Annotated in this window: 10 protein-coding genes and 1 pseudogene; 5 read left to right on the top strand and 6 right to left on the bottom strand. The window is 73.4% G+C overall.

What is annotated here, in order from left to right; translation table 11 throughout:
• Window positions 1-666 precede the first annotated feature (666 nt).
• Window positions 667-888 (top strand): annotated as a pseudogene (locus AB852_RS23720) (NUDIX hydrolase); the annotation flags it as partial.
• Window positions 889-1045: 157 nt separating this feature from the next.
• Here AB852_RS23720 and AB852_RS23715 read toward each other — a convergent pair.
• The gene (locus tag AB852_RS23715; protein WP_073792390.1) at window positions 1046-1942 is read right to left on the bottom strand and encodes a 3-hydroxybutyryl-CoA dehydrogenase; all 897 of its coding nucleotides are present in this window, start codon (window positions 1940-1942) and stop codon (window positions 1046-1048) included.
• A 159-nt stretch (window positions 1943-2101) separates the two neighbouring features.
• Between AB852_RS23715 and AB852_RS23710 the strand changes: the two genes are divergently transcribed.
• Window positions 2102-3355: a glycoside hydrolase family 10-like protein gene (locus AB852_RS23710; protein ID WP_073792196.1), complete on the top strand. Its 1254-nt coding sequence runs from the start codon at window positions 2102-2104 to the stop codon at window positions 3353-3355.
• A gap of 7 nt (window positions 3356-3362) precedes the next feature.
• Here the strand turns inward: AB852_RS23710 and AB852_RS23705 are convergent, their stop codons facing one another.
• Together AB852_RS23705 and AB852_RS23700 are read right to left on the bottom strand one after the other, a co-directional pair.
• Window positions 3363-3563 (bottom strand): DUF1918 domain-containing protein, encoded by a 201-nt coding sequence (locus AB852_RS23705; RefSeq protein ID WP_073792195.1) that lies wholly within the window; start codon window positions 3561-3563, stop codon window positions 3363-3365.
• A gap of 131 nt (window positions 3564-3694) precedes the next feature.
• Complete coding sequence (locus AB852_RS23700; protein WP_073792194.1) at window positions 3695-4666, bottom strand: DMT family transporter; 972 nt, start codon at window positions 4664-4666, stop codon at window positions 3695-3697.
• Here AB852_RS23700 and AB852_RS23695 point away from each other — a divergent pair.
• From AB852_RS23695 to AB852_RS23685, 3 genes are all read left to right on the top strand, one after another.
• Window positions 4665-6113 (top strand): aminotransferase-like domain-containing protein, encoded by a 1449-nt coding sequence (locus AB852_RS23695; RefSeq protein ID WP_073792193.1) that lies wholly within the window; start codon window positions 4665-4667, stop codon window positions 6111-6113. The two genes, AB852_RS23700 and AB852_RS23695, sit on opposite strands and share 2 nt — an antisense overlap.
• 199 nt (window positions 6114-6312) lie before the next feature.
• On the top strand, window positions 6313-6894 hold the full coding sequence (locus tag AB852_RS23690) for a histidine phosphatase family protein (RefSeq protein ID WP_073792192.1): 582 nt from the start codon (window positions 6313-6315) through the stop codon (window positions 6892-6894).
• A 616-nt stretch (window positions 6895-7510) separates the two neighbouring features.
• Complete coding sequence (locus AB852_RS23685; protein WP_073792191.1) at window positions 7511-8695, top strand: serine hydrolase domain-containing protein; 1185 nt, start codon at window positions 7511-7513, stop codon at window positions 8693-8695.
• Window positions 8696-8824: 129 nt separating this feature from the next.
• Here AB852_RS23685 and AB852_RS23680 read toward each other — a convergent pair whose 3' ends face one another.
• The 3 genes from AB852_RS23680 to AB852_RS23660 form a co-directional block, all read right to left on the bottom strand.
• The gene (locus AB852_RS23680) at window positions 8825-9733 is read right to left on the bottom strand and encodes an aminoglycoside phosphotransferase family protein (RefSeq protein ID WP_073792190.1); all 909 of its coding nucleotides are present in this window, start codon (window positions 9731-9733) and stop codon (window positions 8825-8827) included.
• A gap of 679 nt (window positions 9734-10412) precedes the next feature.
• A complete protein-coding gene (locus tag AB852_RS23670; RefSeq protein WP_245876888.1) occupies window positions 10413-11171 on the bottom strand; it encodes a TetR/AcrR family transcriptional regulator in 759 nt (252 codons plus the stop codon).
• A gap of 297 nt (window positions 11172-11468) precedes the next feature.
• A complete protein-coding gene (locus AB852_RS23660; protein ID WP_073792189.1) occupies window positions 11469-12839 on the bottom strand; it encodes an SMI1/KNR4 family protein in 1371 nt (456 codons plus the stop codon).
• Window positions 12840-12998 lie beyond the last annotated feature (159 nt).

Below are 12998 nucleotides of genomic sequence, written 5' to 3'. Positions count from 1 at the left end.
TGCCGCAGGCGAGGGCGACCCGCACAGGGACGAGTGGGCTCAGGTGCGGTTGCCCAGGGGCGCGGGGAACTGCGCACCCCGGTCCGGCCCGCACGGGCGAAGGTGCGTTCAGGTGGGGAGACCTGGTGCCGCAGGCGAAGGCGACCCGTACAGGGACGAGTGGGCTCGGGTGCGGTTGCCCAGGGGCGCGGGGAACTGCGCACCCCGGTCCGGCCCGCACGGGCGAAGGTACGTTCAGGTGGGGAGACCTGGCGCCGCAGGCGAAGGCGACCCGTACAGGGACGAGTGGGCTCGGGTGCGGTTGCCCAGGGGCGCGGGGAACTGCGCACCCCCGTCCGGCCCGCACGGGCGAAGGTGCGTCCAGGTGGGGAGACCTGGTGCCGCAGGCGAAGGCGTCCCGCACAGGGACGAGTGGGCTCAGGTGCGGTTACCCAGGGGCGCGGGGAACTGCGCACTCCCGTCCGGCCCGCACGGGCGAAGGTGCGTTCAGGTGGGGAGACCTGGTGCCGCAGGCGAAGGCGACCCGCACGGGAACGAGTGGGCTCAGGTGCGGTTGCCCAGGGGCGCGGGGAACTGCGCACTCCCGTCCGGCCCGCACGGGCGAAGGTACGTTCAGGTGGGGAGACCTGGAGGCGCAAGCGAAGGCGACCCGCACAGGAACGAGTGTCCAACGGCCTCACCGACGCCGTGCACCACGTCTACTGGACCGAGGAGGCCACGTACACCGGCCATCCCGTGGACGACTTCGAGTCGGACCGCCGTGAGCGGGTGCCGCTGAAACTCGTCCCCGATCTGGTGGCCCGCGGCGAGGTCCCGGCGGCGAACATGGCCGCGGCCCTGCTGCTCCTGCACCATCTGCGGCTCGGCCAGGACACCGTGTCCCGCTGACCGCCGCGGCACCCCCGACCGCCCCCCGCACGTCCCGCCGGGCACCGCGCCGCCACGGTCCGGGTCCGGCAGAACGGGCCGCCGCCCCCGTACAGGGAGCGGCGGCCCGAAACCCGCGAGCACGCGCCGAGCGGTGGAACCGCCGGCCGCGGAACCGTCAGCCGTAGGGGTAGAAGCCCGACCCGGACTTACGGCCCAGCCGCCCCGCGTCGACCATCCGCTGGAGCAGCGGCGGCGCCGCGTACAGGGGCTCCTTGAACTCCGCGTACATCGAGTCCGCGACCGACGCGACCGTGTCCAGCCCGATCAGGTCCGCGAGCCTCAGCGGGCCCATCGGGTGGGCGCAGCCCAGCTCCATGCCGTTGTCGATGTCCTCACGGCTGGCGATGCCGGACTCGAACATCCGCACCGCCGACAGGAGGTACGGGATGAGCAGCGCGTTCACCACGAAGCCGGAGCGGTCCTGCGCCCGGATCGCGTGCTTGCCGAGCGCCTTCTCGACCATCAGCTGGGCGCGGCTGATCGTCGCCTCGGAGGTCGTGAGCGCCGGGATCAGCTCGACCAGCCGCTGCACGGGTGCCGGGTTGAAGAAGTGGATGCCGATGACCTGGTCCGGCCGGGAGGTGGCGACGGCCAGCTTCACCAGCGGGATGGAGGAGGTGTTCGACGCCAGGATCGCGTCCCGGCGGGTCACCACCTGGTCCAGCACCTGGAAGATCTCCGTCTTGACCTGCTCGTTCTCGACCACGGCCTCGATCACGAGATCACGGTCGGCGAACTCGCCGAGGTCGGTGGTGAACCCCAGGCGGGACTCCGTGGCGGCACGCTCCTCCGCGCTGATCTTCCCCCGCTCGGCGGCCTTCGCCAGGGAGCTGAACAGCCGGGTGCGGCCGAACTCCAGTGCCTCGCCCGTCGTCTCGGCGACCTTGACATCCAGGCCCGCGCGGGCGCAGACCTCGGCGATGCCCGCTCCCATCTGGCCGCAGCCCACCACTCCGACGCGTGTGATGTCGGTCAGCGTGTCCGTCACTTCGTCCCTTTCGTGAACTTCGATCCGACAGGACCCCGTATGGAGCAGGCGCCTGCCTCCGTCTGCACGGTACTCCGGAACGAACCGGGACCCGGCCGCCGGGTCGGGCATTCTGTCCGGAGGGACGGCCGGACCGGCGTGGACGACGGCGGCGCGGAAGAACGGAAGGAACGGGATGATCGCATGGGGCATCTGAATCGCAGGGGTTTCACGGTGGGCTCGATGACGCTGCTCGCCGGGCTGACGATCGCCGGTGACCACCAGCCCGCCACCGCCACCGCCCGGCCGCACCCGGCCGGGCCCGCGCGGGACGGCCACGCGATCCGGGGCATGTGGGTGGCCAGCGTCACCAACCGGGACTGGCCCTCCAAGGCGGGACTGTCCGCCGCCCGGCAGCGTGACGAGCTGCTGGGCTGGCTGGACCTGGCCGTCGAGCGGCGGCTCACCGCCGTGATCCTCCAGGTCCGTCCCACCGCCGACGCGCTGTGGCCCTCGACCCATGAGCCCTGGTCGCAGTACCTGACCGGTACGCAGGGCCGTGACCCCGGCTGGGACCCGCTGGGCACCGCCGTCGCGGAGGCCCATGACCGGGGGCTCGAACTGCACGCCTGGTGCAATCCGTACCGTGTCGCGCATCACACCGACCCCGCCCGGCTCGCCGCCTCGCATCCGGCGCGCCGCAATCCCGGCTGGGTCGTCCCGTACGGCGGCAAGCTGTACTACAACCCGGGGCTGCCGGAGGTCAGGGCGTTCGTCCGGGAGGCGATGCTGGACGCGGTCCGCCGCTATCCCGTCGACGCCCTCCACTGGGACGACTACTTCTACCCGTACCCCGTCGCGGGCGAGGACTTCGACGACGACGCCGCGTACGCCGAGCACGGCGACGGCTTCCCCGACCGGGCCGCCTGGCGCCGCCACAACACGGATCTGCTGGTCCGGGAGACCGCCGCGCGTCTGCGGGAGCTGCGGCCGGGGGTCCGGCTCGGCATCAGCCCGTTCGGTGTCTGGCGCAACGCGGCCACCGACCCCCGCGGCTCCGACACCCGCGCGGGCGTCCAGACGTACGACGATCTGTACGCGGACACCCGGACCTGGGTACGGGAGGGCTGGATCGACTACATCTGCCCTCAGCTCTACTGGCACATCGGCTTCGAGGCCGCCGACTACGCCCGGCTGATGTCCTGGTGGGCCGGGGTGGCCGAGGGGACGGACACCGACCTCTACATCGGGGAGGCGCTGTACAAGTCGGGCGACCCGGCGCAGCCCGCGCCGTGGCAGGACCCCGCCGAGCTGTCCCGTCATCTCACCCTGGCGAAGAAGAAGCATCCGAGGGTGGACGGGCATGTCTTCTTCTCGGGCCGCGAGGTCCGCGACGACCCGAGTGGCGCCATGGCCAGGGTCGTCGCGGACCACTACCCCACGCGGGTCCGGGGCTGACGTGCGGTCACCGTGGCGCGGCGGGGTGCCGGTGCCGGACCACACAGTCCGGACCGGGCGCCATCACCGACTCATGACCGTTCTCGTGGCGGACGCGGTACGGCGGGGTGCCCGCGTCGCCCATGACCTCGACGATCTCCGCGACCTTGTCGCGCCGGCCGACGGTCCTGCCGTGCACCAGCAACCGGTCGCCCTTGACTGCTTCCATGACGGGCCCTCCTCGTCCTGCCCGGGCGCGCGCCGCACCCGGGGGACCCGGCGTACCGTCCATGCGGGGCCGCCCGGCCGACGATCCGTTCCCTACCCGCCAAGTCTACGACCGGGGGCCGGACGGCGCCGTCAGGTCCGGGCCCGCTGGGTCACCGCGATACAGACCAGCACCGCCACGGCGGTCACCGGCGCGGCCACCGGGAGACGCTCGCCCAGCAGGAACACCGACCACACCAGCGTGAGCAGCGGCTGGGCGAGCTGGAGCTGACTGGCCCGGGGCACCCCGATCACCGCCATTCCCCGGTACCAGACCACGAGCCCGAGGAACTGCGAACCGACCGCGACCCACAGCAGTCCGGCGACCCCGTGCGCGGTGAGCGCCACCGGCTCCCGGGACAGCGCGACCAGCGCCCCCGGGACCGCCAGCGGCAGACACATCACCAGGGCCCAGGAGATGACCTCCCGGCCGGGCATGATCCGCGCGAGTCTGCCGCCCTCGGTGTACCCGGCGGCGCAGATCAGCAGCGCGCCGAACAGATACAGATCGGCGGTCGTCAGGGCGCCCCCGCCGCGTCCGAAGGTGAACACGGCCACGGCCGCCGCCCCCGCGCCCGCGGCGGCCCAGAACGCGCGCGACGGGCGGGCACCCGTGCGCAGCGCCGCGAAGACCGCCGTCGTCAGCGGCAGCAGCCCGACGACCACCGCGGCATGCGCGGTACTGGAGGTCTCCAGGGCCAGCGTGGTGAGCAACGGGAAGCCGAGTACGGTGCCCGCGGCGACCACCGCGAGACCCGGCCAGTGCCGTCGCGCCGGTACCGGCGCCCGGGTCAGCAGCAGACAGCCGCCCGCGATCACGGCCGCCAGCACGCTGCGCACCGTCACCAACGACCAGGGGCCGAACCCCTCCAGCCCCCACGCGGTCGCCGGGAAGGTGAGCGAGAAGGCGAGGACGCCGAGGGCCGCGAGCAGGGTGCCACCGCGCCGGGACCCGGGGGAGCGGGACCCACCGGCGTCCCCGGTCGCCCCGGAGGCCGTCACCTCGCCGACCGGAGCGTGCACCGCTATCGTCCCAGCCGAAGTAGCGCTATCTTGAGCTCTCATGTATGAGCGTAGCAGCGCCGATGAACTGGTGAATCGCCTCCGTGACGAGGTGAAGCGCTACTCCCCGGGTGAGAAGCTGCCGTCCAGCAGGGCCCTGGTCGAGCGCTACCGGATCAGTCCGGTGACCGTCTCCCGGGCGCTGGCCCGGCTCGCCGCCGAAGGGCTTGTGACGACCCGGCCCGGCGCCGGGGCCTTCCGCGCCGGACCCGACCCCCGTACCGCCGGCCGGGACACCCCCGCCGGGGACACCTCCTGGCAGGAACTCGCGCTCAGCGCCGACGCCACCGCCGACGCCGTACCCCGCTCGGTCGACGCCTCCGGGGTCCTCGTCACCCTCGCCGCGCCCCCCGCCGGGGTGGTCGAGTTCAACGGCGGCTACCTCCATCCCTCCCTCCAGCCCGAGCGGGCGATGGCCGACGCCCTCGCGCGGGCCGGACGCCGCCCCGGGGCCTGGGGCCGTCCGCCCGTGGACGGACTGCCCGAGCTGCGCGAATGGTTCGCGCGCGGGATCGGCGGGTCCATGACCGCCGCCGAGGTGCTGATCACCTCCGGCGGCCAGTCCGCGCTCACCACCGCCCTGCGCGCGCTCGCCCCGCCCGGCGCCCCGGTCCTGGTGGAGTCACCGACCTACCCCGGCATGCTGGCCATCGCCCGCGCGGCCGGGCTGCGGCCGGTCCCCGTCCCCGTCGACACGGACGGGGTGCGCCCCGCGCTGCTCGCCGACGCGTTCCGGGCCACCGGCGCCCGGGTCCTCGTCTGCCAGCCGCTCTTCCAGAACCCGACCGGCGCCGTACTGTCCGCCGAACGCCGCCCGGAGATCCTGCGGATCGCCCGCGACGCCGGGGCCTTCGTGATCGAGGACGACTTCGTACGGCGGCTGGCGCACCAGGACTGCGGGCCGCTGCCCCCGCCGCTCGCGGCCGACGACCCGGACGGGGTCGTCGTCCATGTCGGCTCGCTGACCAAGGCCACCTCGCCCAGCTTCCGGGTCAGCGCGCTGGCCGCCCGGGGGCCCGTGCTGGAACGGCTGCGCGCCATCCAGGTCGTCGACACCTTCTTCGTACCGCGGCCCCTCCAGGAGGCCACCCTCGAACTCGTCGGCGCGCCCGCCTGGCCCCGCCATCTGCGGGCGGTCGCCGTCGAACTGGGGGCCCGGCGCGAGCGGATGCGCCACGCGCTGGGGCTCGCGCTGCCGGGGATCGCCGCCCCGCACCTGCCCGCCGGCGGCTATCAGCTCTGGCTGCGGCTGCCCGACGGCACCGACGAGAACGCGCTCGTGGCCGGGGCGTTGGCGCACGGGGTCGCGCTCGCTCCGGGGCGGCCCTACTTCTGCGCCGAACCCCCCGCCCCGCATGTGCGGATCAGTTTCGCCGCGGTCGCGGATCTGGCGGAGATCACGGAGGGTGTGCGGCGGTTGCGCGCCGCGTGGGAGGAGTTCCGCTCCTGAGCGCCGCCGGTTGTGGCGCGCATTCTCGTGGGCATGCCCTGGGGGCACTCTCCCGGAGTCATTCCCTTGGTGGGTGGGGGAGTTGGGGAGGCCGCCGTCCGTACCGCGGACGCGGCGCCCGGAGGGTCGGCCGCCTGAGCCGGAAGGTCACCCTCTGTCAAGCCTTGACCTGGGCCTGCCCGGGCTCCACGATCGCGGCATGCAGGTTCGGGTCACGCTCATCGCCGCCGCCCGCAGCTCCCCGCTGCTCGCGGAGCGTTTCGACGAGGACCGGCCGCTCGACGAGGCCGGCTGGTACGAGGTCCGGCTCGCCGCGCCGACGCTCGTCCCGCTGGGGGCGGCCGAGTTGCGCTACTGCTCGCCGACCCCGCGCAGCCGCGCCACCGGGACCGCCCTCGGGTTCGCGCCGCTCGCCCAGCCCGCCCTCAGCGACTGCGACATGGGGCGCTGGCGGGGACGCACCCTGATGGAGGTCGCGGCGGGGGAGCCCCAGGCGTTCGACAGCTGGCTGCGCGATCCGCGGTCGGCGCCGCACGGGGGCGAGTCGTTGCTGAGGTTCATCACACGGGTCGGTCACTGGCTCGACACCCGTCCCGCCGACGACGGGGTCCGTATCGTCGCCGTCGCCGAACCCGCGGTCGTCCGCGCGGTGCTGGTGTACGCGCTTCATGTGCCCCCGGACACGTACTGGAGCATCGACGCGCCGCCGCTGTCCACAGTGACCCTGGCGGGTGGCGCGGGCCGGTGGAGCCTGCGGCTGGACGAGGGCTCCCGCCGGTAACGGTCCCCGTCGGCCCACCGACGCGACGGCTGCCGCGGGCCCCGAATTGGGCACGCGCAAAAACGAGGGCGGACCCGCACTCGACGGACAGCGGGCAGGCGCAGCATCCAGGGGCGCGGGGAACTGCGCAAAAGACGAGGGCGGACCCGCACCCGACAAACGACGGAGAGGCGCAGCATCCAGGGGCGCGGGGAACTGCGCAAAAGACGAGGGCGGACCCGCACTCGACGGACAGCGGGCAGGCGCAGCATCCGGGGGCGCGGGGAACTGCGCAAAAGACGAGGACACACCCGCACCCGTCGGACAACGGAGAGGCGCAGCATCCAGGGGCGCGGGGAACCGCACCCCACGAGCGACCCGCACCGGAACGAGTGGGCCCAGCACAGGAAGCTCAAGGGCGCAAGCGAAGGCGGACCGTGGGGGACAACGGCTCACGGCGCCGTACGTCCCGGGGCGCGGGGAAGTCGCCGTGCGGGGGTTCGCGGGCGGGCCTAGCCTGGTCCGAAGGGGTGACGTCGTCTTGTGGGCCGTACGGGCCACAACAGACGGGAGGGCCACTGTGAAGCGCTCACCGATACGTTGGCGCAGGGCGTGCGTAGGGCTCGCCGCGGCCGGGATGCTGGTCGTCCCGGCCTCGACGGGGGTCTCCTCCGCACAGACCCTGTCCCCGGAGCGGACCGTCTCCGCCCCACCGTCCGCGACGGACCCGGCCTTCCCCGACCTCGACGGTGCCACGGCCACCCAGCTCGACTCCGCGGTCAAGAAGGTCATGTCGGAGGCCGGGGTACCAGGTGTGACGGTCGGACTCTGGGCGTCCGGCAAGGGGAGTTACGTCCGCTCCTTCGGTGTCGCCGACAAGGACACCAAGGCGCCGATGGACCCCGACCTGTACATGCGGATCGGCAGCGAGACCAAGACCTTCACCGTGACCGCCATGCTCGAACTGGTCGACCAGGGCAAGATCGGCCTCGACGACACGATCGGGAGATACATCGACGGCGTCCCGAACGGCGACAGAATCACGCTGCGGGAGCTCGCCGGGATGCGTAGCGGACTGTTCAACTACTCGATGGACGAGGACTTCTTCAAGGCGCTGACCTCGGACCCCGACCGCCCCTTCACCCCGCAGGAGTTGCTCGACTACTCCTTCAAGCACCCGGTGCAGTTCCAGCCGGGCGAGGAGTTCGAGTACTCCAACACCAACCTCATCCTCGTCGGGCTGGTGGTGGAGAAGGTGAGCGGAACGCCGATCAACGAGTTCATCCAGCGAAACGTCCTGGACCCCGCGGGGATGCGGCACACCTCCTTCCCCACGGACGCCGCGTTCCCCAGCCCGCACGCCCAGGGCTACACCGACCAGACCGCCAACGGGAAGGTCGAGGACTCCGCCGACTGGAACCCCTCGTGGGGCTGGGCCGCCGGTGCGATGATCTCCAACCTCCGGGACCTGCGGATCTGGGCGCCCACCCTCGCCAACGGCACCCTGCTGACCCCCGAGACCCAGGCCGAGCGGCTGAAGACCGCTCCCACGTCGATCCCGGGCGCCGGATACGGACTGGGCATCTTCAACGTCCAGGGGTGGATCGGCCACAACGGCTCACTGCCCGGGTACGAGTCCCTGACGATCTATCTGCCCGGGCCGAAGGCGACGCTCGTCGTCCTCCTCAACACGGACATCCTGCACGACAAGCAGGAACCGAGCACGCTGTTCGGCCAGGCGATCACCGAGATCGTGACCCCGGACCATGTGTTCAACCTCCCGGTCCCGAAGACGTCCCCCTCACCCTCGTCGTCCCCGTAGCGGGTGAGCGGGGCGGGCGTGGTCGGCCGGAGTGGGCCGGCCGGAGCCGAACAGGTCGGCCGGAGCCGATCGGTTCCGGTCAGCGGTTCGGCCGGCCGACCGGCAAGGAGTCCACCGGCCGGACACCCGTCAGGCGTCGAGCCCGTGCAGGGCAGCCCGCAGGAACCGGTCCCGGCGTTCCGCCACCGTGGCCCGGTCCAGCGCGGGGCCGCCCTGTTCCGTGAGCGCGGGGAGCCACATCGCCAGGTCCGGCGGGGTGCTGAGCGCGGCGACCAGGTCCCAGTACGCGGTGTCCCCGGCCGCGCGCCCCGACGCCTCGCACCAGCCGGACAGCACCTCGTCGGCGGCCCGTTCGCCGAAGTAGAGCGCCGCGTCGCAGCGGAGCGAACCGAGGTCCACCCCGGGGTGACCGACACCGGCCGAGTCCCAGTCCACGATCCCGGTCAGGGTGCCGCCGTCCCACATGGTGTTGCCCTGCCACAGATCGCCGTGGACCAGCACACCCGCCTCGTCGGGGACCGCGGCCCGCGCGAACGCCTCCGTGGCCCGCCGCCAGAGCGGCGACGGGCCATGGGACCGGCGCAGCGCCCCGAAGTCCACGTCCGCCAGCGGCCGGGAGCGGCGCGGCAGCGCGGCGCGCGGTGTCATCGGCAGTGAGTGCAGCGCGGCGGCGGCCGCCCCCAGGGCCCGCATCCGGGCCGGGTCGGCCGCCGTCGGGACACGACTGCTGCCCGGTACCACGCTGGTCAGCAGCGCGGGCCGGCCGGCGGCCGTGCCGTCCAGGTCGTACGCGATCACCCTGGGCGCGGCGACACCCCGCTCCGCGGCGGCCTCCAGGGCCGCCACCTCGGTGGCGAACCGCTCGCGCACCTCCCCGCCGGGCCCGCCGGTCCGCAGGACCACGGTCCGCGCGCTCCCGCCGCCCGCCAGCCGCAGCCGCCAGGGCCCCGACCCCTCCCGCAGCGCGTCGGCCCCGGTGACCGGGGCGCCGACGACGGACGCCACCCAGTCGAGGGCCGCCGGGGCCGGGCGGGTCATGAGCCGTCCGCCCGGTCGACGCACGCGCCGCACGACAGTCCGGAACGGTCGGCCCGCGCCCCCTGCTCGGGCCCGGTCGCCTCCACGGGTACCCGCCGTCGTTGACGCATCGTCAATGTCCCCTCCCCATAGCTGGCTTGATGGCACCGTCTCCCCGACCGGAACCGGCTCCCCGGCATTCCGTGGAACGTGGCGCGGGGCTGGTTCGTTCCACCGGCATGGAGAACTGGGTGGTGACGGCGGCCGTCGTCGCGGGCGCCGTCTGCCTTGTGCTGCTGGACCGTGCCCTGCTGGGCGCGGAGCGCCGGGGCTGGCTCTACTACCGCAGGACGAAGGGCCGGGCGGCGGCGTTCGTGGAGGAGTTCTCCCCGGCCGCGCAGGCGGTACGGCGGGCCATGGAGCAGGAGAGGGTGCGCAAGAACGTCCGTCCGGCCGAAGGACCGCCGCTCGGGGTGGACCTGGACGCCCGTGTCGCGCGCATCCCGGCCGGTGGGTCCGGGCGGAACCGCTCGTCCGCCGGGCGCCACGCCCACGGACCCGGCGAAGGGAACGGCGAAAGACGGGGAGACGGTGGGAGACCGGCAGGTGAGGCGGGCCGCGCCCCAGCCGGAGACCGAGGGGTGCGGGCGCCCGGCCGTCCCGGCGGGGGTGGGAGCCAGCCCGTCCCCGTACCGTTCCGCTACGCGGGGATCCCGGGCGTGACGAGGGCGTCGAGCACCCGGCGCATCGTCCGCCGGAACCGCCCGTGCGGGTCGTCCTCGGTCGTGCCCGCTTCCGTCACCCCCTGTCCTTCCACCCGCTCCGCCAGGGCGGCCGCGAGCCGGGGGTGATTCCCCTGGGCGGCCGCCCCGTTCAGATACGCGGCCTGCGCGGCCCGCCGACCGCTGCTCGCCGGGGTGTTCCCCGCCTCCGTCCGGACGAACTGCGCGATCAGCGCGTTCATCACGGCGAGCGCCTCCAGCTTGGCCGGGCCGGGCAGCCGGACGTTCTCCATGGCCCGCAGCGCGTACTCCAGGTACGCCAGTCCGCACGGGCCCAGCCGGAGAGGCTCGGGGGGGATGTCGGTCAGCCAGGGGTGCCGTAGTTGGACGGCCCGGGTCCGGAGCGCCAGTTCGAGCAGGTCCTCGACGGGATCGCCCCGCAAGGGGACACCGAGGTCGGTCTCCCCGGCCGCCGCGTCCGTCATCAGGTCGAGCAGGTCCTCACGGCTGGAGACATAGCGGTACAGGGACGACTGGCCGACCCCGAGCTCCTTGGCGACCTGACGCATGGACACCGCCCCGAGACCGCTCCGGTCGGCCACCCCGACGGCGGCGGCGGCCAGCTCCGCGTGACTGACTCCGGCCGCGGGGCCACGGGCGCCCCGGCCGGGCCGCAGCCAGACGATCACAGGCTCCTGCGTCAACTCGTCCACCCGTCCTTTCAGTTCTTGGGGCACAGCCTCTATCATAAAACTGAGAACACCGATCGCAGTAATTGGAGGTCGCTCATGTCCCCATCGCCGTCATCCCTCTGGAGCCCCACCCGCTGGGCCGGTGACGGCCCCGCGCGGCTGGCCTACGACCGGCTCACCGAAGGGGCGGGGGGCGAACCGCTCCTCGTGGCCACGGGTCTGGGCGCCAATCGCCGCTGGGTACCGGACGGGCTGTGCCGGACGCTGGCCGGGCAGGGCTTCGCGGTGGCCCGCTACGACCAGCGCGACGGGAGGCGGTGGAGGAACCACGCGCCCCACCGGTCAGACCCCGGGACCGAGGTCTCCGTGGAGGAGCGTCTGTACGATCCGGGGCCGGTTCCACAGGGCCAGGATCTCGTTGGCGAGGGGCGCGACGGGCAGGTGGTGCTGGTCGCGCACCGTGATGGCCGCGGCTTTCAGAGTGCGGGGGACGGCTCCGGCGTCCAGGAGGACGCGCCATTCCCGCGCGCCGAGTTCCAGGAACTCCAGTCCGGTCAGCCCAGCGACCTCCAGCGGGTCGGCCAGCGCGCCGGGCGAGGCGGTCAGCGTGCGCAGCCGGGGCAGTCCGGCGACCGGCGCGAGGCTGTACGGTTCGCCGTCCCCAGGGCCGACGGACAGCACCTCCAGGGCGAGATGGGCTGCGGCCTCGACGGTCTCAAGGTGTCCGACCCCGACCCCGACCCCGACCCGGACCCCGACTTCGGCGGGAAGCTGACTCCCGCCGTGGTCACGACCGTCCGCCCGCATCCGGCCCAGGACGAAATCGGTCAGGGAATCGGCCACGAGCTCGGCACCGAGGCTCTGCTCGTGGTCGATCAGGATGATCTGTCCGAGGTGTCCGGCCGGGCCGGGAGTCAGGTCGACGGCGAACTCGTCGCCTCCGTTGGTCCCGAAGCGGATCCAGCCCGGCGAGCCCGCCAGGCCCTGCACCGCGGTGTCGGGTCCGGTGCGGACCGCACGCTTCGCGCCGGGGTTCCAGCCGCGATGACGCCCCGCCGCGTCGACGGTGCCCAGGTGTTCCAGGCCGAAGAGCTCGCAGCCGACCGCCTCCCCGGCACGGTCCGCCGCCTCGAAGTCGTCGCCCCCGTCCACCCGGGTGACCCGGTAGAGCACCTTGAGCTCATCGGGCAGCGGCACACCGAGGCGTACTCCGGCCGCGGATATCTCCTCCTCCGTCGCGCCGATGGCGTCAGGCAGTCGTTCGCGGAGCGTCCGCTCCAGCAACCCCGGATCCGCCGACGGTGCCGGCATCGCCCCGGGCACCGGCTCGGGACGGCGGAGCCACGGCTCCGGAAGGGAGCCATCGGCCAGGAGGAGCACCCCCAGGTCCGGGTAACCGACAGCCGGTTCCACGACCGGGCTCGGCCAGACCAGGCCCAGCGTGGTCGTCCCGTCCGCTTGGACCTCCGCGCTGAACGCGACCTCCTGGACCCCGCCGCGCGCGAGCGACCTCTGTATGTCCTCCACCGCGCTCCGCGTCACCGCCAGGGACCCCTGATGGCCAAGGCTCCAGCCGTATCGGCTGATACGTCCCGCGACACGGGCCGACCGGTCGGCGGACCGGTATGTGTCGTCGGTCAGCATGAGCCGCAGCACGGGCTCCCAGATCGCGAAATCGCTCACCGACGCCAAAGGAAGTCTCTGATCAACCATTTCCAGACCGTACGCGGAGCCGATGACAGCGGAAGCCGTCCGGCCGCCGCTCGCCGACAGGCCACCCGGGACGCGAACACCGGCGCACCGGCTGTCGCTCCGCCGCTTCGGCCGACGGGATTCGCCCTCCGGAACACTTACCCAGCATGCCCCGTTCGG

The sequence above is a fragment of the Streptomyces uncialis genome, from assembly GCF_001905345.1.
GTDB lineage: Bacteria > Actinomycetota > Actinomycetes > Streptomycetales > Streptomycetaceae > Streptomyces > Streptomyces uncialis.
Note: the sequence above shows the minus strand (reverse complement) of the source record. Positions and strands in the feature narration are given on the sequence as shown.

Coding starts and splice junctions, on each gene's coding strand:
- AB852_RS23685 (WP_073792191.1), top strand. CDS start 7,511: ATGCTGGTCGTCCCGGCCTCGACGGGGGTCTCCTCCGCACAGACCCTG.
- AB852_RS23690 (WP_073792192.1), top strand. CDS start 6,313: ATGCAGGTTCGGGTCACGCTCATCGCCGCCGCCCGCAGCTCCCCGCTG.
- AB852_RS23680 (WP_073792190.1), bottom strand. CDS start 9,733: ATGACCCGCCCGGCCCCGGCGGCCCTCGACTGGGTGGCGTCCGTCGTC.
- AB852_RS23710 (WP_073792196.1), top strand. CDS start 2,102: ATGGGGCATCTGAATCGCAGGGGTTTCACGGTGGGCTCGATGACGCTG.
- AB852_RS23700 (WP_073792194.1), bottom strand. CDS start 4,666: ATGAGAGCTCAAGATAGCGCTACTTCGGCTGGGACGATAGCGGTGCAC.
- AB852_RS23695 (WP_073792193.1), top strand. CDS start 4,665: ATGTATGAGCGTAGCAGCGCCGATGAACTGGTGAATCGCCTCCGTGAC.
- AB852_RS23705 (WP_073792195.1), bottom strand. CDS start 3,563: ATGGAAGCAGTCAAGGGCGACCGGTTGCTGGTGCACGGCAGGACCGTC.
- AB852_RS23660 (WP_073792189.1), bottom strand. CDS start 12,839: ATGGTTGATCAGAGACTTCCTTTGGCGTCGGTGAGCGATTTCGCGATC.